Source organism: Bacillus sp. 22475 (assembly GCF_052044835.1).
In the GTDB taxonomy this organism is placed as follows: Bacteria; Bacillota; Bacilli; order Bacillales; family Bacillaceae_G; genus Bacillus_A; species Bacillus_A cereus.
Map to the genome: position 1 here is coordinate 177,236 of NZ_JBQENW010000004.1, position 22,060 is coordinate 199,295.

A 22,060-nucleotide genomic window follows, 5' to 3' on the forward strand; every position below is an offset into this window, starting at 1 on the left:
TGACACACAGCTACCCTCTTCTCTTTTATTCTAAATAAATATACTGGCACAATTCTTGCTTTATTAATGTAAAAAGGAGGAATTAAAATGAATGTAAGAATAACTAACATCCAAAAACAACTACATAATTACGGAATCGACGGGTTACTTATTACAAAAAAAGAAAACCGTCAATACGCAACAAACTTTACAGGTAGCGCAGGCGTTGTCTTAATCGCTGCGCATAAAGCTATTTTCATTACTGATTTCCGTTACGTAGATCAAGCAAAAACGGAAATAAAAGCAGCAGAAATTATTATGCATAAAGGAAATTTAGAAGAAGAAGTTGCAAATCAAGTATCAAAATTAAACATTCAAAAACTTGGTATAGAAGACAATAATATGACTTTGCAACAATTTAAGAAACTACAAAAATATATACATACAGAAATGGTTCCAGTGTGTGAGATCATTGAAGATATTCGACTTATTAAAGACACATCTGAAATAGAAACAATGAAAATCGCAGCTACGATCGCTGACGAAGCATTTCACCATATTGTTACATTTCTAAAGCCTGGAATAAGCGAGACTGACGTTCGAGATGAGTTAGAATTTTTCATGCGAAAAAAAGGGGCTACATCTTCTTCATTCCAAATCATTGTAGCCTCAGGCGTTCGTTCTTCACTTCCCCATGGAGTTGCATCAAATAAAATAATCGAACGAGGCGATATCGTTACATTAGACTTCGGTGCACTTTACGACGGATATTGTTCCGATATAACACGTACCGTAGCAATCGGGGAACCATCGGAAGAATTCCAAAAAATATACAATGTTGTACGAGAAGCGTTAAAGCGTGGGACTGAAGCAATTAAGCCTGGAGAAACTGCGAAAAGTATCGATGATATAACGAGGAATTACATTACAGAACATGGATACGGTCAATACTTTGGCCACTCTACCGGGCACGGTCTTGGGTTAGAAATACATGAACCACTTCGCCTATCCCAAGAAAGCAAGGCAACTTTACAAGAAGGTATGGTTGTTACAGTTGAGCCGGGCATTTACATACCGAACTGGGGCGGTTGTAGAATCGAAGATGATATTGTCATCACCAAAGATGGTTATGACGTTATTACAAAATCAAATAGAGAACTAATTATAATCCCTTGTTAATATTATGAAGGTTTAAACAAAACTTTTTTTGCACATAGAATTCCTTCTCTGGAGTATTCATTTAAAGAGGGGGAATTTTAATTGAATTTTGTAATTGATAAATTGGAGGGTTTACATGTAGAATTTTCAAAGCTTGTTTCCATGATGAATTACGCTCGCTATACAACAATGCAAGCAGTGGAAAGTTTAACAATTGAAGAACTTGATTATTTATATGATAAGGAAGCAAATTCAATTGGCATGTTATTGTATCATATGGCTGCTATTGAATTTTACTACCAGATTCATACTTTTGAAGACCGTGAACCAACGGAGGCTGAATTAGAACGCTGGTTACCTGGCATTGAATTAGGCGATCTTGGGCGTGAGAAAATAAAAGGAAACGCTATAGAATTTTACATAAATACATTACAAGAAGTACGTTCCAAAACAATCGAGACTTTTCAATTGTTACCTGATGAATGGTTATTTAAAACGACAGACTTTTGGTATGACAAACCAGCAAATAACTATTTTAAGTGGTTTCACGTTTTTGAAGATGAAATCAATCATCGTGGACAAATTCGTTTAATTAAAAAGATGCAAAAAGCTCATGCAGTAAAATGAGGAAATGCCACCGAATAAGGTGGCATTTTCTTTTATTCATTAACGAATAGCTTTTCGTTTACTATTTTAGTGACTACCACTACCAACATTAAAATGCATATTAAATATAGCATTTTCGCAATAAACAACCACCCTTGAAACATTACAATTCCATCTATTATCTCATTTCCTTTCCATAACAAAAACGGAATTGTGCTGATTATAATGACAAATTCGATGCTGAAAACCATTTTCTTTTTTCGACTATATGCTTTCCATTCATTCCAGCGATACATAGGAGCAAAAATCAATACTCCTATACATAATATAACTGGTACCCATTCACTGTTAAGAAATTGTCCTGAAATAACTGATAATAGTAAACAAACTAGCACACCATAATATCCTATTTTTTCTCTCATTCATACTCCACCATTCTACTTCTCCTTTAATATGTAACTTGCTATACTTATAACAATTCTTAGAAAAATAACAACTATAATTACAAGATAAAGCCCGTTTGCAGAAGACATCCATTCTTGAAAAATAGACATTTTCTCCATTTGTTTCTGACCCTCTATTAAAATAACCCCTGCGAACAATGAGCAAACAACGATGATACCTATCATAATTCCGATACTTTTCTTACTATATTGTTTCATACCATCCCAGTTATATAAAAGTATAAATACAAACCCGAAAACAGGTATAATACTTATCCATTCATTGTTTGTAAATAGCTTTAAAATGATTAATAGACTACAAGATATGATAAATCCCCAAAATCCAATTTTTTTGTGCATAAGCCCTCCTCGAATTCCATTTTTAGGATTAATTGTATTGTAACATCCATTTTTTATCCTTACCATTGCAGTACATGAAATTTTACCTTTTTTCTGTTTCTTATACTCACATACTTTCCCTACTTTCATACAATAAACTACACGATTGCCTAAGGATGTGAATGTTATGGGAGTTGAATTAACGCTATTACACGCTCTCTATGTTATTTGTTTACTCACTATTATTACCTTTTTTATTCTCCGGAAAGATACTACAATTATTTGTATCGTTTTTATCTTTTTATTAGCATTAACTGCTACAAGTTCTATCCCTCTTGCCGTTAGCGGCATTTTTCAAAGTTTTATTTACGCCATTACTGAGCTATTACCAACTATATTAATCATTTCTATTATTGTATCCATGAGCAATTTACTCGTTCATACCGGTATAAATGATACAATGATTTTACCATTTACAAAGATGATCCGTACCCCTACCCTCGCCTACTGGATTATTGGCCTTTTGATGATGACAATTTCTTTCTTCTTTTGGCCTTCTCCCGCTGTCGCCTTAATGGGAGCTATTTTATTACCGGTTGCTGTACGCGTCGGTCTCCCCCCAATTGGAGTAGCAATTGCTATGAACTTATTCGGTCATGGGATTGCTTTATCCGGCGACTTCGTTATACAAGGCGCACCAAAATTAACCGCAGACGCTGCTGGTCTCCCTGTTTCCAGCGTCGTATCTGCAAGTGTTCCACTCGTTATCGTTATGGGCGTTGTGACAACTTCCGTCGCTTTTTTCTTCTTACGAAAAGAGTTTCATACAGGCTTAGCTATACAAGAATCTATTCTATCAACTGAGTCTTCTAAAACGCTCACTTCATTATCTCCTCGCACAAAGAAATGGCTCGCTATTTGTATCCCTATCGTATATATCATTGATATCCTTTGCATGATTCAATTTCAACTACAAGGAAGCGACGCAACTGCACTTATCGGCGGAACAACTGTTATTATGATTATCATCATTTCTCTCATCGCCTACAAAGGTAATGGACTGAATAAAACGACCGATTATTTCATAGAAGGGCTCCAATTTGGCTTTAAAATTTTCGGACCAGTTATTCCTATCGCTGCACTCTTTTATTTAGGAGATAGTGGCTTTGTGAAAATTATCGGGGACTATTTATCGAAAGGTTCACACGGAATCATTAACGACTTAGGCATCGCTTTATCTCAAACTGTTCCTTTGAATCAATATGTATCGGCAGGGACATTAACCATCGTTGGTGTCATTACCGGCTTAGATGGATCAGGTTTTTCAGGTATATCACTTGCTGGTTCCATTGCCAATCTTTTTGGAACAGCACTTGGCCATGGAACAGCTACATTAACAGCACTCGGGCAAATTGCAGCTATATGGACCGGGGGCGGGACGTTAATTCCTTGGGCACTTATTCCTGCTGCTGCGATTTGTAAAGTTGATCCATTTGAACTTGCACGCCGAAACTTTTTACCGGTTGTTATCGGTTTAATTGTCACCACGATCGTTGCGATGTTTATCCTATAACGTAAGCAAGTGTTCTCTTGCTTACGTTTTTTGCTTGTAAAATTCATCATGAATTATCAGTTTTCAAGAGGGATTCGTTATTACTTAGCGAAATTATATTAGGAGAGTAATTATTTCAAAACGTTTACGAGAAACAGATTACTGCAATTAGAAAAGGGGACATACCTATGAATGAATTGATTTTCGTCTTATTAATTTGTCCATTATTTATCTTTATCGTATCTGTTATTGGAACACGCAAAACGAAAACGTATTACGTAATGCCGATTGTAACGTTTGCTAGTTTTTTAATAATAGGTGTTATCGCCTTTACTCCAAAATTTTTCTTTTGGGTTGGCATGTACAGCATCTTCTCGTTTATCGTTTCTTATATGACGCTATTGTTTGTGAAAGGATATGAGGTTGCTGAAAACGCTAAATAGTTGTTAGCAAGGAGACAGCAATATGATTTTCTTTGATATTGATGGAACTTTACTTGATTATGAGGCTGCTGAAAGAAATGGTATTATAGATTTTTTTCAAATATATAATACTATTTTTTCAGGCAATGAATTAGAGGCAACGAAAGTCTGGCATGAATTATCAGAAGAATATTTCAACAAATTTTTATCCAGGGAATTATCTTTTCAAGAACAACAAGTAATGCGAATGTATCATTTATTTAAAACATATGGAGTAAACCTATCACCCAAAGAATCTCAGCATAGATTCAATCAATATATAGAACTATATAAGAACAACTGGACCGCGTTTGAAGATGTACACTATACATTACAGACCTTGCAGCAAGGCGGTCATTCATTAGGTATCATTAGTAATGGTGACTATGAACAACAAGTCGAAAAATTAACTGCCCTAAACATTTTAAAACATTTCAAATATATATTTACTTCTAGTGAACTTGGTATATCGAAACCAGATCCTGAAATTTTTCACAGAGCCGTATTACAATTGAATCTTGAAATGAAAGATTGCTATTATATTGGCGATCGATTAGAGACTGATGCAATTAGTAGTACAGCAGCTGGAATGCAAGGGATATGGTTAAATCGAGATAACTCGCAACTCAAGTGCGATGTTCCTACTATCTATTCTTTACATGAAGTTTTAACAATGATATAAAAAACGACCGCGTTCCCCCGCGGTCGTCTTTTTTCGTGTTACGCTGTGATCCAAGCTTCGTTAGCTGGATTTTTACGCCACTCTTGTAATTTCTTCGTTTCAGCTTGTCCAATCATACCTTTTTCTGCTGCAACTTCAGTTAATGCACTGTAATCACTTAAAGAATATGATGCTACGTTCGCTGCTTCTAACTTTTCTTTTCCTGCTTCTAGCTCGTATGTGAAGATTGATACGATTCCTAATACTTCACAGCCAGCTTCGCGAAGTGCTTCTACACATGTAATTGCACTTCCGCCAGTTGAAATTAAGTCTTCTACTACTACAACTTTTTGACCTTTTTCAGCTTTTCCTTCAATTTGATTCCCTTTACCGTGGCCTTTTGCTTTACTACGTACGTAGCACATTGGTAAATCCATACGATCGCTTACCCATGCAGCGTGCGCAATACCAGCAGTTGCTGTTCCTGCAATAACTTCTACAGTTTGGAAGTGCTCTTTAATTAACTCTTCTAATCCAGCTGCAATCGCTTGACGTACTTTTGGATAAGATAAAGTTAAACGGTTATCACAATAAATTGGTGATTTCATACCTGAAGACCATGTGAATGGATCATTCGGTTGTAAAAATACTGCTCCAATTTCTAATAAATGCGATGCGATTTCTTTTTTCATACTGTTACACCTTCCCACTGTTGTTTTACTGTTTTATACGCTTCAAGCGGATTTTCTGCTTTTGTAATACTACGTCCAACTACGATGTAGCTTGAGCCAAGTTCCCTCGCACGTTTCGGTGTTGCTACGCGCACCTGGTCATTTACATCATCGCTTGCAAGACGAATCCCCGGTGTTACTGTTACAAATTCATTTCCGCATACTTCACGTAATTTTGGAACTTCAAGCGTTGAGCAAACAACGCCATCAAGTCCACTTTCTTTCGTTAGTTTTGCATAATGAGCAACGGCTTCTTCTAACGTCTTCTCAATGCCGATCTCTTTTTTCATCATAGCTTCCGAAGTGCTTGTTAGTTGTGTAACTGCAATACAAATCGGTCTCTCTTTTCCTTCTTGCTTACCTTCCTCTAATCCCTCAATCGCAGCTTTCATCATGCTGCTTCCCCCAGCAGCATGAACATTTACCATATCAACATCTAGACTAGCTAGGCTACGCATAGCGCTTTTTACTGTATTCGGAATATCATGAAGTTTTAAATCTAGAAAAATCTTATGTCCTTTTTCTTTTAAGTACGTAATAATTGCAGGGCCTTCTTTGTAAAATAACTCCATACCAACTTTGACAAATAACTCTTCCCCTTCAAAGTGGCGCAAGAATTGTTCTACATCTTGTTTCCCTGGAAAATCTAGTGCAACGATTAACGACTGTGACATGTTTGCTTCCAGCTCCTTCCTTGACATTCCGAAATGTGATCGAATCCTAATTCATCTAGTAATGCTGGTAACTCTTCAATAATTGTCGGACATACGAACGGATCGATAAAGTTCGCTGTACCTACTGCAACTGCGCTTGCGCCAGCGTAGAAGAATTCAATTACATCTTCCGCTGTTTCAATACCACCCATTCCGATAATTGGAATGTTAACCGCTTGGCTTACTTCATGTACCATACGAATTGCTACTGGCTTAATCGCAGGACCTGATAATCCGCCTGTACGGTTTGCTAAAATTGGTTTAGCTGTTTTTAAATCTAAACGCATACCAAGCAATGTATTAATCATCGTTAAACCATCTGCACCTGCATTTTCAATCGCTTTTGCAATTTCCACTATGTTTGCCACGTTCGGTGACAACTTCACGTATACAGGTACTTCAGAAACCTCTTTTACTCGCTTCGTTAAATCAGCAGCAATTTCAGGATTTGTACCAAAGGCGATACCACCTGTTTTTACGTTCGGACAAGAAATATTTAATTCTAGTGCATGGACATTAGGCGCTTTAGAAATTTCCTTTGCAACCGCTACATAATCCTCAGCTTGTGAGCCTGCAACGTTCGCAATGATTGGAAGGTCAAATTGTTCTAACCATGGTAATTCAGAATTCATTACTTTTTCTAACCCTGGGTTTTGAAGTCCGATCGCATTTAACATGCCGCCCGGTGTTTCAGCAACACGAGGCGTTGGATTTCCATAGCGTGGTTGTTCTGTCGTCGCTTTAATCATGATTGATCCTAGTACACTTAAATCGTAAAACTGTGCATATTCACGACCAAATCCAAAGCATCCAGATGCCGGTATAATTGGATTTTTTAATGATAATCCTGGTAATTCAACTTGCAATCTGTTCATAGTACAACCTCCCCGATTGGAAATACTGGTCCGTCGCTACACACCTTCTTGTAAGAATGTCCACTTGGATCTTCTTGTAAGTGGCATACACATGCGAAACAAGCTCCAATACCGCAGCCCATACGTTCTTCTAATGAAATATAGGCTTTTTTCTCTTTGTAACGTCCTTCTAATGCACGAAGCATCGCTAACGGACCACATGAATAAAGAATATCAAAGTCAATTCCGTAATCATCAATTACATCTGTGACAAATCCTTTTGTACCGTGTGTACCATCTACTGTCGCAACGTACGTATCACCAAGTTCTGCAAATTTTTCTTCATAGAAAACTACATCTTTCGTTTGAAAACCTAAGATGTGAATTACACGTACACCTTTTGCAACGAGGCGCTGTGATAGTTCATAAAGTGGTGGTACACCAATCCCCCCGCCTACTAGTAAAGCTGTTTGACCAGCTTCTGCTTCTTCTACAGGAAAACCGTGTCCTAGTGGTCCTAGTACGTCTACCATTTCACCTTGTTTTCTAGTTGCTAATGTTTTTGTCCCTTGTCCTTCCGCACGATATAGCATTGTAAATTCGTTCTTCTCTTGATCTACATTACAAATACTAATCGGGCGGCGCAGAAGAGGCGCAATGCCCTCTGCTACCTTAATGTGTACAAACTGCCCTGGTTCGTTCATTTGCTGTACTAAAGTTCCTTGAAGCACTAACTCGTAAATGTTTTTTGCGATTTCTTTTTGATTAACGACGATCATATTTTGCTTTTGCATCATGCATGTACCACCTCGTGACGCTTTGTTTGCGTAATTTCTTTCATTGAATGAGCTGAGAATGTCATAGATTCTAATACTCGTAAGATTGCTCTTGTTGTATCAAGTGATGTTAAGCAAGCCACACCATTTTCTACTGATTCACGGCGAATGCGGAAACCATCACGCGCTGGTTGTTTACCTTTTGTTAATGTGTTAATTACAAACTGTGCTTTTCCTTGACGGATAATATCTAGTAAGTTGTAGTCTTCAGAATCAATTTTGTTTACAACTTGTACTGGGATATTTTGCTCTTCTAATGATTGTGCTGTTCCAGCTGTTGCTAATAAGTTATAGCCGATTTCGTGGAAACGTTTTGCAATTTCCATCGCCTCTTCTTTATCTTTATCCGCTACAGTAATGATTACTGATCCGTGCGTTGGGATGTTAATTCCAGAAGCAACTAATCCTTTATATAATGCTTTTTCAAGCGTTAAGTCTTTACCCATTACTTCCCCTGTTGATTTCATTTCAGGTCCTAATGTTGTATCAACTGAACGTAGTTTCGCGAACGAGAATACCGGAGCTTTTACATATACTTCTTTCTCTTCTGGGTGATAGCCCGTTCCGTATCCTTGCTCTACTAGGTCTTGCCCTAAAATAACTTTCGTTGCAACATTCGCCATCGGTACGCCTGTAATTTTACTTAAGAACGGTACTGTACGGCTTGCACGTGGGTTTACTTCAATTACGTACACTTGATCTTTGAATACTACAAACTGGATATTTAGTAATCCAACAATGTTTAATCCTTTTCCAAGTGCAATTGTATGTTCAATGATTTGTTCTTTTAGTTTTTCAGATAAACTTTGTGGTGGATATACTCCAATTGAGTCACCAGAGTGAACTCCAGCGCGTTCAATATGTTCCATAATACCTGGAATGAATACATTCTCACCATCCGAAATTGCATCTACTTCAATTTCTTTACCAACCATGTAACGGTCGATTAATACTGGGTGATCTGCATGAACTTTAACTGCATTTTTCATGTAGTGCAGCAGTTCTTCTTGACGATATACGATTTCCATCGCACGTCCACCTAGTACGTAAGATGGTCTTACTAATACTGGATAACCAATTTCTTCTGCGATTGCTACTGCTTGTTCTACAGTCGTTGCTGTTTTACCAACTGGTTGCGGGATACCAAGTTTTGTTAAAGCAGCTTCAAATTTATCACGATCTTCTGCACGGTCTAAGTCTTCAAGTGATGTTCCTAAGATTTTCACACCGTGAGCCTCTAATTTCGCCGCTAAGTTAATTGCCGTTTGTCCACCGAACTGAACAATAACGCCTTCTGGTTTTTCTAAATCAATGATGTGCATTACATCTTCGATTGTTAATGGTTCAAAGTATAATTTGTCAGAAATACTGAAGTCTGTTGAAACTGTTTCTGGATTGTTATTAACAATGATTGCCTCATATCCAGCTTCTTTAATTGCCCATACAGAGTGAACTGTTGCATAGTCAAACTCAACCCCTTGACCGATACGGATTGGACCAGACCCTAGTACAACAACACTCTTACGATCTGTTATAACCGATTCATTCTCATCACCATATGTGCTGTAGTAGTATGGTGTTGCAGATTCAAACTCTGCCGCACAAGTATCTACCATTTTATAAACAGGAGTTATATTGCTTTCTTTACGCATATCGTAAATTTCACGCTCCGTTTTGTTCCAAGCAGCTGCAATGTAGTGATCACTGAAGCCCATTTCTTTCGCAGCTTGTAGTACTTCCATATTTCCTACATTCGCTTTTACTTCGCGTTCCATATTTACGATGTTTTCAATTTTTTGTAAGAAGAAGAAGTCCATTTCACACCATTCGTTGATTTCTTCTTTCGTTACACCTTGACGAATTGCTTCTGCTACAATAAACAGTCGCTCATCGTCTGCTTTAATAATGCGTTTTTTCATTGTTTCTTTATCAAGTTCTTTTAAGTGGTCTAATTCTAAGTGATAAATGCCAAGCTCTAAAGAACGAACCGCTTTTAATAATGATTGCTCTAAGTTACGTCCGATTGACATAACTTCACCAGTTGCCTTCATTTGTGTACCAAGTGTTCTGTTTGCTGATTCAAACTTATCAAATGGCCAGCGTGGAATTTTTGAAACAACATAGTCTAATGCTGGCTCGAAGCAAGCGTAAGTTTTTTGTGTTACTGGGTTTATGATTTCATCTAATGTTAAGCCGACTGCAATTTTCGCTGCTAATTTTGCAATTGGATATCCAGTCGCTTTAGATGCTAGTGCAGATGAACGACTTACACGTGGGTTTACTTCGATTACATAGTATTGGAAGCTATGTGGATCTAGTGCAAGCTGAACGTTACATCCACCTTCAATTCCTAATGCACGAATAATTCGTAATGAAGTGTTTCGTAACATTTGATATTCACGGTCGCTTAATGTTTGGCTTGGTGCTACTACGATAGAATCACCTGTGTGAACCCCAACTGGATCGATGTTTTCCATGTTACATACTACAATCGCATTATCATTCGAATCACGCATTACTTCATATTCAATTTCCTTACAACCAGCAATGCTCTTTTCTAATAAACATTGTGTTACTGGACTATGTTTTAATCCACCAGATACGATTTCAATTAGTTCTTCTTCATTACTACAAATTCCGCCACCTGTTCCTCCCATTGTAAATGCTGGGCGAACAATAACTGGATAACCAATTTCTTTTACAAATTCATGTGCTTCTTCCAGCGTATGAATGATCGTACTAGATGGAATTGGTTCATTTAAATCCTGCATTAATGTACGGAATAAATCGCGATCTTCCGCTTGCTCGATAGCTGATAATTTCGTTCCTAAAATTTCAACTCCGCATTCTTCAAGTATGCCTGATTTCGCAAGTTCAACAGCCATATTTAACCCTGTTTGACCACCTAATGTTGGTAAGATTGCATCTGGACGTTCTTTACGAATAATACGGCTTACGAATTCTAATGTTAATGGTTCGATATATACTTTATCTGCTGTTGCAGTATCTGTCATAATTGTTGCTGGGTTAGAGTTAACAAGGATTACTTTGTAACCTTCTTCTCTTAGAGATTGACAAGCTTGTGTACCAGAGTAGTCAAACTCCGCTGCTTGCCCAATTACAATTGGTCCTGATCCGATTACTAAAATTGTGTTAATGTCTAGGCGTTTTGGCATAACTCTTCCCCTTCTTTCTTGAAGTTTTCAATCATTGCTAAGAAATCTTCGAATAAATCATTTGCATCTTCAGGTCCTGCTGAAGCTTCTGGATGGTATTGTACTGTAAATGCTGGGAACTTCTTATGACGAAGACCTTCTACTGTTCCATCATTTAAAGCAACATGTGTAATTTCAAGCTCTGTATTTTCAACTGATTCTTCTTCTACTGCGTAACCATGGTTTTGAGATGTAATTGCTACTTTTCCAGTTGCAAGATTTTTTACTGGATGGTTTAAACCACGGTGACCGAATTTCAACTTACTTGTATTTGCACCAGATGCTAGAGCGAACAATTGATGTCCTAGGCAAATTCCGAATAAAGGAACTTTACCGATAATGTCTTTTAACATTTCAATTGCTTCTGGTACATCTTTTGGATCCCCAGGTCCGTTACTTAACATAATTCCATCTGGGCTAAGGCGTAAAATTTCTTCTGCTGTTGTGTTGTAAGGAACTACAATTACATCACAGTCACGCTTATTTAATTCTCGTAAAATACCATGTTTCATTCCGAAGTCTACAAGTACAACTCGGTGTCCGCGTCCTGGACTTGGGTATGGATCTTTCGTTGATACGCGTTTCACGTGATCTGTAAATACTGTCGCTTTTAATTGGCTCACGATGTATTCTACATCTGCATCCATGTTACAAAGGCGTCCGCGTAATGTACCGTATTGACGAATTTTTCTCGTTAATTTTCTCGTATCAATTCCTGCTAATCCCGGGATGTTTCTTTCTTTTAAGTAATCATTTAACGAAATTTCATTACGGAAGTTTGATGGATGATCACAAATTTCGTTTACGATTAAACCATTTACAGATGGGTGAATCGATTCGAAATCGTCACGGTTAATGCCGTAGTTTCCGATTAATGGGTACGTGAATGTTACGATTTGACCGCAATATGATGGATCAGATAATGTTTCTTGATATCCAGTCATTCCTGTTGTAAATACAACCTCACCTGACTTTTCGATTTCTCCTCCGAAACCTTTTCCAATTAATACTGTTCCATCTTCTAAGATAAGTTGTCTTTTCATACTAATGCACTCTCCTTTTGCCATGCGATCTTACCACCAACGATTGTCATTACCGGCCATCCTTGGCATTTCCAACCTGCGAATGGTGTATTTTTTCCTTTTGATAAGAATGTTGTTGGATCAATCTCTTCTTCTTGTTCCAAATCAATGATTGTAATATCAGCTGTTCTACCTTCTTTCAGGCGACCTGCTTCTAAGCCGAATGTATCAGCTGGCTTTTCTGTTAAATATTGAATTAATTGTTCTAGCGTAATAACTCCTTTTTTCACAAGGTTTGTGTATAGAAGCGGGAATGCTGTTTCAAAACCAGTAATTCCGAATGGTGCTCTTTCAATTCCTTGTGCTTTCTCTTCCGCTGTATGCGGTGCATGGTCAGTTGCGATCATATCGATCGTTCCATCTAATAAACCTTCAATTAATGCTGCATGGTCTTCTTTTCCACGAAGCGGTGGGTTCATTTTAAAATTAGGATCAACTGATGGGATATCATCTTCACATAACACTAGGTGATGTGGTGTTACTTCTGCTGTTACTTTAATTCCAGCGCGTTTCGCATCACGGATTACACGTACTGAACCTTTCGTACTTACGTGACATACGTGATAGTGACAATCTGCTGCTTCCGCAAGCAATATATCCCTTGCAATATGTACAGATTCACATACTGATGGGATACCGTTTAATCCGTGTTTCTCAGAAAACTTCCCTTCATGTACACAACCTTTATTAATAAGCGTATTCTCTTCACAGTGCGCAACTACTGCCATATCTAATTTTGCTGCACGTTTCATAGCCGCTAACATCATGCTCGCATCTTGTACGCCTACGCCGTCATCTGTGAAAGCAAATGCTCCAAGTTCTTTTAATGTTTCGAAATCTGTCATTTCAGAACCAGCTTGACGTACTGTAATTGCTCCGTATGGTAGTACATTGACATGGGCTTTTTCTTTAATACGATTTTGCAAGTCTTCCATATGTTCTCTGCAATCTGGTACTGGACGTGTATTTGGCATTGCACAAATTGTAGTGAATCCACCTTTTGCCGCTGCTAGTGTACCTGTTTCAATTGTTTCTTTATGTTCACCACCTGGTTCACGAAGATGTACGTGTACATCTACTAATCCAGGTGCGATTAACTTTCCGTTCACATCGATTACTTCAGCGTTATCTGCCGTAATATTTTCTGCTACCTTAGCGATTTTACCGTCTTGTACGAGAAGATCTGTTGCTACAATTTTTCCTTCTTCATTCATATAACGACCATTTTTAAACAAGTAATTCATGTTTCATTCCTCCTAATACATTTGGTAAGGCGCGTTTTAGTACAGCCATTCTTACGTAAACTCCATTTTCCATTTGTTTAAATATGCGTGAACGCTCACACTCAACAAGTTCACTTGCAATTTCAACATCACGGTTTACAGGAGCTGGATGCATAATAATGCTTCCTTCTTTCATACGCTTTTCTCTTTCTACTGTTAATCCGTGTTTCTCATGATATTCTTTCATAATGTCTGTTTCATAATGATCATGACGCTCATGTTGTACACGGAGTAACATCATTACATCCACTTCTGGAACAAGTTCATCTAATGGTTTGTATGTTCCAAATGTGTTGTCTTCACCTTTCCACTCTTCTGGACTTGCAAAGTAAATTGTTGCACCAAGCTTCGTTAATGCTTCTGCATTAGAACGTGCTACTCGGCTATGACGAACATCTCCTACTATTGCAATCTTCAAACCTTCAAATCTTCCAAACTCTTGTTTAATTGTAAGAAGGTCGAGTAGGCACTGCGTTGGGTGGTTTCCACATCCATCTCCAGCGTTTAAGATCGGGATATTCACCTGATCTTTTAGTTCATCGAAGTAGCGATCTTGCTCATGGCGGATGACCACTGCTTTTGTTCCGATTGATTCTAGTGTTCTTATCGTATCGTATAAAGTTTCTCCTTTTTGTACGCTAGATGCATCAGCTGAAAAGTTTAAAACATCTAGTCCTAATCTCTTCTCAGCAACTTCAAAGCTAAATCTCGTTCTCGTACTATTCTCAAAGAACAAGTTTGCAACAAAAGTTTGCTCTGTCGTTTTGCTCTCTTTTCCATTCGCAAAATCTTCTGCGTCTTTTAGGATTTCTGAAATTTCTACTTCCGATAATTCACTCATCGTTAACAAATGGCTCATCGTCATCCCTCATCTTTCTGATTTTTATGTTACCACTTTTGTATTTTCATAACAATCTTTGCATAAAAATACCCTAATCATGTAAGACTAGGGTGCAAGGAAGAAGCCACCCTTTTCTGTCTCACAGGACTGAATTAAAAGGTTATTTTTATGAAGCAATCTGCTTAGATTGTTTTGTATGTTTTTCTTGTTTTGTTTCTGGTAGTAGTAGATTTAACAGTACACCTACAATTGCTGCAAGCGCCATTCCTTCAACTTGGAATGAATCCCCTACGTGAAGTACCGCTCCACCAATACCGATTACTAGTATTACTGATGCAATCATTAAGTTTCGTTTGTCACTTAAATCTGTTTTATCATCTACCATCATGCGTAATCCGCTTGATGCGATTACACCGAATAGTAAGATTGATACCCCGCCCATAACTGGTGTTGGGATCGAATGAATCAGTGCAGAAATCTTACCGATAAATCCGAACATGATTGCGAATACTGCTGAACCGATGAATAAGTATACACTGTATGCTCTCGTAATTGCTAGCACACCGATGTTTTCACCATACGTTGTATTCGGTGGCCCACCGATTAGTGATGCAATTAATGTTGCTACTCCGTCACCGAAGATCGAACGGTGTAAACCTGGTTTTTCAATTAAATCTCTTTTAATAACATTTCCAAGTACAATTTGATGTCCGATATGTTCTGATATTGTTACTAGTGCAACTGGTACCATCAAAAGTACGATCTTCCATGAAAACTCTGGTGTGTATGTTACAAATGGTACTGTGAAATCTGGTACAACAAACCATTTTGCCTCAGCTACCGGCTTTAAGTCTACTAGCCCTTGGAAGTAAGCGAAGATATATCCGCCGATAATGCCAAGTAACACTGGTATGATACTGAAAAATCCTCTTCCGAATATCGAGCAAATGATTGTAATTGCTAATGTTACTAATGCTACTGAAAAATGTGTAAAGCTGTATTTGCCATCCGCACCGTTCATCGCCATGTTAACTGCTGTATGTGCTAAAGCTAGACCGATTACCATTACTACTGGACCAACTACGATTGGTGGTAGTAGTTTCATAATCCACTCTGACCCTGATTTCTTAATTCCGAGTGAGATTAAGATGTACACAAGCCCTGCTAGCAAACCACCAAGCATTGCTGCTCCCGGCCCACCTGCCGTTTTCGCTGTTATAATCGGTGCGATAAAGGCGAATGATGATCCTAAATATGCTGGTACTTGACCTTTCGTTATAAGAAGAAACGCTAGTGTTCCTAATCCACTTGATATTAATGCTACTGATGGATTCAATCCTGTTAAAAACGGAACAAGCACTGTTGATCCAAACATCGCGAACAAATGTTGTATACTTAAAAATAACCATTTTCCCGGTTTCGGTACTTCATTAACGTCTAACACTGGCTTTTGTTCCATTGTTACATCCTCCTTCAGTTTAAATCTTTGCAATAAAAAAACTCTTTGTGCCTGTGCACAAAGAGTCCTATACTTTCGTATGCCAAATTTGACATATGAAAGCCAAGACCCTTTGGCAGCCTCACAGGACTACATTTAAAAGGGCTTTACTTATCGTATATGCTTACTCGATCTTGTTGATCTGTCTCTTGCAAATCAACTTCGATACGCTCTTCACTTGATGTTGGAATGTTCTTTCCTACATAATCAGCGCGAATTGGTAATTCACGATGACCTCTATCAACAAGAACCGCCAATTGAATTTGAGATGGTCTACCTAAATCCATAAGAGCATCCATTGCTGCTCGAACTGTTCTTCCTGTATATAATACGTCATCCACGAGGATAACTTTTTTCTTCGTAATATCTACAGGGATATCAGAACCTTTTACAAGTGGTTCTTTATTTTTGGATTGTAGTGTTAAATCATCACGATATAACGTAATGTCTAACTCTCCAACTTCCATTTCTTTTCCTTCAATTTGACCAATTCGTTCTGCCAAACGTTGTGCAATAAAAATTCCACGAGTTTTAATTCCGACAAGAACACAATTATCGACACCTTTATTTCGTTCCACGATTTCATGACTAATTCGTGTTAAAGCGCGGCGAATCATTTGGTCATCTAAAACGACAGCTTTCTCTTGCATGCTCTACACCTCCAAGCTTTTTTTCTTGCGTGAGAGTAATGGTATAAAAAAAGTCCTCTCAGCGTGTGCGAGAGGACTTTTGAAAAAAGGGTACAACATACCCTAAGTATTTCAAACCGTTACCTTCTCAACCTCACGGGGCTGTGTTAAAGGATCATTATTTAACTGTTGTCAGTATCTCAGTTTTCTTATGATTTGTCAATACTATTTTCGTAAAATATTTAATGCGTCTTCAAACACTTCTGGAATCGGTGCCTCAAACTGAATATATTCACCAGTACGAGGATGATCAAAGCCTAAAATACCCGCATGAAGTGCTTGTCCATTCATATCTAACGTTTTCTTCGGACCATACTTCGGATCTCCTGCAAGTGGATAGCCAATATATTTCATATGAACACGAATTTGGTGCGTACGTCCCGTTTCTAAGCGACATTCTACAAGTGTAAAGTCTTTAAAACGTTCTAACACTTGGAAGTGCGTAACAGCGTTCTTACCATTTTCATCAACTGTCATACTTTGACGCTCTTTCTTATCACGACCAATTGGTGCATCAATAGTCCCCTTATCATGCGGAATCACACCGTGTACAATCGCTTTGTAACGTCTCGTTACTGTTTTGGCTACAAGCTGATTTACAAGCGATTCATGTGCCATATCATTTTTAGCAACCATTAATAGTCCAGATGTATCTTTATCAATACGATGCACGATACCTGGACGCATTACACCGTTAATGCCTGATAAGTCTGTACAATGGTGCATAAGGCCGTTTACAAGTGTACCACTTGTATGCCCTGGTGCTGGATGTACAACCATGCCACGTGGCTTATTTACAACAAGCACATCTGCATCTTCATAATAAATTTCTAAATTTAAATCCTCTGGTTGAATATCTAGCGCTTCTGGCTCAGGAATCGTTACTGTAATTTCATCTTCTTCTTTTACTTTATAATTCACTTTTACTGCTTTCCCGTTCACTGTCACAACATCATCTTTAATCCATTGCTGTACTTGTGAACGTGACCATTCGTTATTTATCCCTGTAACGAATTTATCAATTCGCTCGTTTTTTTGCTCTGCTGCAACTGTTACTTGTACTACTTCACTCATTCAATTACTCCTTCGCTTTCTTGCCTTCTAATAATGTTTGAATAATAATTAATACAACACCAATACATAATGCTGAATCAGCTATATTGAATACTGGATAGTTGTACGAGAAAATATACACGTGAATGAAATCCACTACTTCTTGTCTAAATACACGATCAATAAAGTTACCAATTGCCCCGCCCAAAATTAGACCTAACGAAATACCTAGAAGCTTGTCTGTTTTCGCATACTTTTTCATATAAAATACGATAAACACTACAAAAACAACTGTAATAATGTAGAAGAACCACATTTTATTTTCTAAAATACCCCAAGCAGCGCCTCTATTTCGATGTGATGTTATGTATAATACATTGTCGATAATCGGAATACTCGTACCCAATTCCATGTTCTTTACAATTAACCACTTCGATATTTGATCGATAGCAATGACAAATAACGCTATTACATAATATATCATTTTCATTTCCCCCACAAAGACAGTGTACCTCAAAATTTTAGCATAGCTGCTACCTTTTCACAATGAACCTTTATAGAAGAATAAAATAAATTAAAAAAAGGTAATATAATATCGTTGTGCGTATTCATACATTTACCTTTTCATAGAAGAATTCATGAATCGTACGAGCAGTCGGCATTGTCTTCATTTGCTTTGTCGAAATTAATCTCCCCGTCTCTTCACAAATACCGTACATGTCTATTTCCATTTTAAATAATGCGCGTTCTACATCCTTTAAATCCTCTTTTATATCATGTAATAGCAATTTTTTCTTTATCTCTTCCTTAATTTCATATCCAAGCTCTTGGCTGAACTCGACATCATATTTGTGCATTACTTCTTTAGCTAGTCTCTCTTGCAACTCTTTTCTCATCAATTGCAATTCTTCTTTTATTTCCATGTAAATTTCATTCACGTGTACATTCCTCCTAGCTGTAATGTACAGTTAGTGTGTCCGAAATTTATTTGCTTACCTCACACACATTTTTCCTTCACAGGAAAGAGTCTTAAAAGTTTTTTTGATATGCCATCAACAAAAAAACTGACTGCATGAATAGCAGTCAGTTTTTTATTATTTTACATAGTTTTCTTTAACAACTGTTGCACAACGCTCACATAATGTTTCATGTTCAGCATCTTTACCAATTGTTTCTGAAACTACCCAACAACGTTCACATGTTTCACCAGTTGCTTGAGCAACAACAACCGCTGTATGTTCATACTTCGGTGCATCTGCTGGCGCTTCATCCATCATACCACCAAGTTTATACTCAGAAACGATGAATAATTGCTTTAAGTCTTCGCTAATAGACTCTAACATAGCTTTCATTTCTGCAGTTGGATATAGCGTAATGCTTGCATTTAATGACTTACCGATTACTTTTTCATTACGAGCTACTTCTAGTGCTTTTAACACGTCATCACGTAATGTCATAAATGCATCCCATTTTGTTTTTAACGCTTCCGCGTCATCTAATTGTACAGCTTCTGGCATATCAGTTAATTGTACACTTTCTTCTGTTACGCCTGGAATGTATGGCCATACTTCATCAGCTGTATGCGGTAAGATTGGTGTTACAAGTTTCGTTAACGCAACAAGAACATCATATAATACAGTTTGAATTGCACGACGATCTTCGTGATTTGCACCTTCAATGTATAAAATGTCTTTTGCAAAGTCTAAGTAGAATGAACTTAAATCAATTGTACAGAAGTTATGAATTGCATGATACACAGCAGCGAAGTCGTATGTCTCATATGCTTCTTTAACTTTTGTAATTAAGTCATTTAATTTCACTAACATGTAACGATCTACTTCACGAAGTTCAGCTACAGCTACTGCATTTTCACTTGGCTTAAAGTCGTCTAAGTTTCCTAATAAGAAACGGAATGTGTTACGGATTTTACGATACACTTCTGCTACTTGTTTTAAAATATCATCTGAAATACGTACATCAGATTGATAGTCAACAGAAGATACCCATAAGCGTAAAATGTCTCCGCCTAATTGATCCATAATTTTCTTCGGTACGACGATGTTTCCAATCGACTTACTCATTTTACGTCCTTCACCATCTAGTACGAAACCGTGACTTAATACGCCTTTATATGGAGCTTTACCTGTTACAGCAACTGCTGTTGATAATGAAGAGTTAAACCAACCACGATACTGGTCAGATCCTTCTAAATATAAATCAGCTGGACGCTGTAAATCTTCGCGCTCTTCTAATACCGCTTGGTGAGAAGAACCTGAATCGAACCATACATCCATGATGTCTGTTTCTTTACGGAATTCGCCATTTGGGCTACCCGGATGTGTAAATCCTTCTGGTAATAGATCTTTCGCTTCACGCTCGAACCATACGTTAGAACCGTGTTCACGGAATAAATCTGCTACATGGTTAATTGTTTCATCCGTAATAATTGGATCACCATTCTCAGCATAGAATACCGGAATTGGCACACCCCATGCACGCTGACGAGAAATACACCAGTCACCACGGTCACGAACCATATTATGAAGACGAGTTTCTCCCCATGCTGGTACCCATTTCGTTTCCGCTACAGCTTCTATTAATTCTTTACGGAATGCTTCAATAGATGCAAACCACTGTGCTGTCGCACGGAAAATAATTGGTTTTTTCGTTCTCCAATCATGTGGGTATGAATGTGTAATGAATGTTAGTTTCAGTAACGCGCCTACTTCTTCTAATTTTTCTGTAATTGGCTTGTTAGCTTTATCATAGAATAAGCCTTCAAATCCAGGTGCTTCATTTGTTAATACACCTTTATCATCGACTGGGCAAAGTACTTCTAATCCATACTTTTTACCAACAACGAAGTCATCTTCCCCGTGTCCTGGTGCTGTATGAACACAACCTGTACCTGCATCTGTTGTTACGTGATCTCCTAGCATAACTAATGAATCACGATCGTAGAATGGATGTTTTGCAACTGTGTACTCAAGTTCGCTACCTTTTACTGTTTTCACAACTTCAGCATTTTCCCACTCTAACGTTTTTGCAACTGTCTCAAACAGCTCAGAAGCAATGATATATTTCTCATCATTTACTTTTACAATACTATATTCAAGCTCTGGGTGAACAGAAATACCTAAGTTTGCAGGTAATGTCCAAGGTGTTGTTGTCCAAATGATGTACTTTTCATCACCTTCTAATACATTCTTTCCATCTTTTACAGGGAATGCTACGTAAATAGATGCTGATTTTTTATCTTGATATTCAATTTCAGCTTCTGCTAAAGCAGATTCACTCGTTGGAGACCAGTAAACTGGTTTTTGACCTTTATAGATATAACCTTTTTTCGCCATGTCACCAAACACTTTAATTTGTTGTGCTTCATAAGCTGGCTCTAAAGTAATATATGGATTATCCCAATCTGCACGTACACCTAAACGCTTAAATTGTTCACGTTGACGTTCTACTTGTTCATATGCATACTCTGCACATAACTTACGGAACTCAGCAACTGTCATTTCTTTACGTTTTACGCCTTTATTTGTTAAAGCTTGTTCAATTGGTAAACCGTGCGTATCCCATCCTGGAACATATGGCGCACTAAAACCAGTCATTGATTTATAACGAACAATAAAGTCTTTTAATACTTTATTTAATGCATGTCCCATATGAATGTCACCATTCGCATATGGAGGTCCATCATGCAATACAAATAAAGGACGACCTTTTGTATGTTCTTGTACTTTTTCGTAAATATTCATTTCAGCCCATTTTTCTTGCATTGCAGGCTCACGTTTTGGTAAGTTCCCACGCATTGGGAACTCTGTTTTCGGCATCAGTAATGTATTTTTGTACTCCATGCTCAATTCCTCCTTACATGTATAAAAGAAATACTTAAAAAACGGAATAAAAAAGAGACTTTCTCATCCCAAAAAGGGACGAGAAAGTCTCCCGCGGTACCACCCTAGTAGATCATATACATATGTATAGAATCCTCTTTATATTCTTAACGCGAATACACGCCTACGCTTACTCTATTTGTTCAGCGCGGAACTCCAGGGTGATA

The 22,060-nt window shown here is 37.7% G+C and carries 21 protein-coding genes and 1 other annotated feature (1 of these 22 only partly in view); of the genes, 5 read left to right on the plus strand and 16 right to left on the minus strand.

The features are described 5' to 3' along the window. Positions 1–87 precede the first annotated feature (87 nt). Both ACTJJY_RS09400 and ACTJJY_RS09405 read left to right on the plus strand, forming a co-directional pair. Positions 88–1,158 carry a M24 family metallopeptidase gene (locus ACTJJY_RS09400; protein ID WP_001102865.1) on the plus strand — a complete coding sequence of 357 codons (1,071 nt, stop codon included), beginning with the start codon at positions 88–90 and terminating at the stop codon, positions 1,156–1,158. A gap of 81 nt (positions 1,159–1,239) precedes the next feature. After that, a complete protein-coding gene (locus ACTJJY_RS09405; protein WP_106824274.1) occupies positions 1,240–1,764 on the plus strand; it encodes a DinB family protein in 525 nt (174 codons plus the stop codon). Between the two features lie 32 nt (positions 1,765–1,796). Here ACTJJY_RS09405 and ACTJJY_RS09410 read toward each other — a convergent pair whose 3' ends face one another. Together ACTJJY_RS09410 and ACTJJY_RS09415 are read right to left on the minus strand one after the other, a co-directional pair. After that, positions 1,797–2,165: a YoqO family protein gene (locus tag ACTJJY_RS09410; RefSeq protein ID WP_002181188.1), complete on the minus strand. Its 369-nt coding sequence runs from the start codon at positions 2,163–2,165 to the stop codon at positions 1,797–1,799. A gap of 15 nt (positions 2,166–2,180) precedes the next feature. Next, complete coding sequence (locus ACTJJY_RS09415; RefSeq protein WP_327946760.1) at positions 2,181–2,612, minus strand: YoqO family protein; 432 nt, start codon at positions 2,610–2,612, stop codon at positions 2,181–2,183. 100 nt (positions 2,613–2,712) lie between these two features. Between ACTJJY_RS09415 and ACTJJY_RS09420 the strand changes: the two genes are divergently transcribed. The 3 genes from ACTJJY_RS09420 (at position 2,713) to ACTJJY_RS09430 (ending at position 5,220) form a co-directional block, all read left to right on the plus strand. Further along, the gene (locus ACTJJY_RS09420) at positions 2,713–4,098 is read left to right on the plus strand and encodes a hypothetical protein (RefSeq protein WP_440605418.1); all 1,386 of its coding nucleotides are present in this window, start codon (positions 2,713–2,715) and stop codon (positions 4,096–4,098) included. 167 nt (positions 4,099–4,265) lie between these two features. Further along, a complete protein-coding gene (locus ACTJJY_RS09425) occupies positions 4,266–4,520 on the plus strand; it encodes a YbeF family protein (protein ID WP_001003915.1) in 255 nt (84 codons plus the stop codon). Between the two features lie 22 nt (positions 4,521–4,542). Continuing rightward, positions 4,543–5,220 carry an HAD family hydrolase gene (locus ACTJJY_RS09430; RefSeq protein WP_440605419.1) on the plus strand — a complete coding sequence of 226 codons (678 nt, stop codon included), beginning with the start codon at positions 4,543–4,545 and terminating at the stop codon, positions 5,218–5,220. A 38-nt stretch (positions 5,221–5,258) separates the two neighbouring features. Here ACTJJY_RS09430 and pyrE read toward each other — a convergent pair whose 3' ends face one another. The 14 genes from pyrE to ileS2 all read right to left on the minus strand — a co-directional run bounded on the left by pyrE (position 5,259) and on the right by ileS2 (position 21,854). Then, complete coding sequence (gene pyrE / locus ACTJJY_RS09435; RefSeq protein ID WP_070756918.1) at positions 5,259–5,891, minus strand: orotate phosphoribosyltransferase; 633 nt, start codon at positions 5,889–5,891, stop codon at positions 5,259–5,261. Continuing rightward, the gene (gene pyrF / locus ACTJJY_RS09440) at positions 5,888–6,604 is read right to left on the minus strand and encodes an orotidine-5'-phosphate decarboxylase (RefSeq protein WP_000083496.1); all 717 of its coding nucleotides are present in this window, start codon (positions 6,602–6,604) and stop codon (positions 5,888–5,890) included. The genes pyrE and pyrF overlap by 4 nt, the downstream gene beginning before the upstream one ends. Next, on the minus strand, positions 6,589–7,518 hold the full coding sequence (gene pyrD, locus ACTJJY_RS09445) for a dihydroorotate oxidase B catalytic subunit (RefSeq protein ID WP_001081057.1): 930 nt from the start codon (positions 7,516–7,518) through the stop codon (positions 6,589–6,591). The genes pyrF and pyrD overlap by 16 nt, the downstream gene beginning before the upstream one ends. Next, positions 7,515–8,294, minus strand: coding sequence for a dihydroorotate oxidase B electron transfer subunit (pyrK, locus tag ACTJJY_RS09450; protein ID WP_440605420.1), 780 nt, complete (start codon positions 8,292–8,294; stop codon positions 7,515–7,517). The genes pyrD and pyrK overlap by 4 nt, the downstream gene beginning before the upstream one ends. Continuing rightward, positions 8,291–11,509 carry a carbamoyl-phosphate synthase large subunit gene (gene carB, locus ACTJJY_RS09455; RefSeq protein WP_001126128.1) on the minus strand — a complete coding sequence of 1,073 codons (3,219 nt, stop codon included), beginning with the start codon at positions 11,507–11,509 and terminating at the stop codon, positions 8,291–8,293. Before carB ends, pyrK begins: the two co-directional genes overlap by 4 nt. Further along, complete coding sequence (locus ACTJJY_RS09460) at positions 11,494–12,591, minus strand: carbamoyl phosphate synthase small subunit (protein WP_000828670.1); 1,098 nt, start codon at positions 12,589–12,591, stop codon at positions 11,494–11,496. Before ACTJJY_RS09460 ends, carB begins: the two co-directional genes overlap by 16 nt. Next, positions 12,588–13,874, minus strand: a complete 1,287-nt coding sequence (gene pyrC / locus ACTJJY_RS09465; RefSeq protein WP_440605421.1) for a dihydroorotase — start codon at positions 13,872–13,874, stop codon at positions 12,588–12,590. Before pyrC ends, ACTJJY_RS09460 begins: the two co-directional genes overlap by 4 nt. Further along, complete coding sequence (pyrB, locus tag ACTJJY_RS09470; protein WP_000018860.1) at positions 13,858–14,772, minus strand: aspartate carbamoyltransferase; 915 nt, start codon at positions 14,770–14,772, stop codon at positions 13,858–13,860. Before pyrB ends, pyrC begins: the two co-directional genes overlap by 17 nt. 148 nt (positions 14,773–14,920) lie before the next feature. Next, complete coding sequence (gene uraA, locus ACTJJY_RS09475) at positions 14,921–16,213, minus strand: uracil permease (RefSeq protein WP_053563749.1); 1,293 nt, start codon at positions 16,211–16,213, stop codon at positions 14,921–14,923. Between the two features lie 146 nt (positions 16,214–16,359). Then, the gene (gene pyrR, locus ACTJJY_RS09480) at positions 16,360–16,902 is read right to left on the minus strand and encodes a bifunctional pyrimidine operon transcriptional regulator/uracil phosphoribosyltransferase (RefSeq protein ID WP_001156491.1); all 543 of its coding nucleotides are present in this window, start codon (positions 16,900–16,902) and stop codon (positions 16,360–16,362) included. A gap of 204 nt (positions 16,903–17,106) precedes the next feature. After that, the gene (locus tag ACTJJY_RS09485; protein WP_000005832.1) at positions 17,107–18,015 is read right to left on the minus strand and encodes an RluA family pseudouridine synthase; all 909 of its coding nucleotides are present in this window, start codon (positions 18,013–18,015) and stop codon (positions 17,107–17,109) included. A gap of 4 nt (positions 18,016–18,019) precedes the next feature. After that, positions 18,020–18,478, minus strand: coding sequence for a lipoprotein signal peptidase LspA (gene lspA / locus ACTJJY_RS09490; protein WP_000642180.1), 459 nt, complete (start codon positions 18,476–18,478; stop codon positions 18,020–18,022). 124 nt (positions 18,479–18,602) lie between these two features. After that, positions 18,603–18,932 (minus strand): molecular chaperone DnaK, encoded by a 330-nt coding sequence (locus ACTJJY_RS09495; protein ID WP_001002956.1) that lies wholly within the window; start codon positions 18,930–18,932, stop codon positions 18,603–18,605. Between the two features lie 156 nt (positions 18,933–19,088). Beyond that, positions 19,089–21,854 (minus strand): isoleucine--tRNA ligase, encoded by a 2,766-nt coding sequence (ileS2, locus tag ACTJJY_RS09500; RefSeq protein WP_000455951.1) that lies wholly within the window; start codon positions 21,852–21,854, stop codon positions 19,089–19,091. A 71-nt stretch (positions 21,855–21,925) separates the two neighbouring features. Continuing rightward, positions 21,926–22,060: a binding site (T-box leader), on the minus strand; it runs 89 nt beyond the window's last position.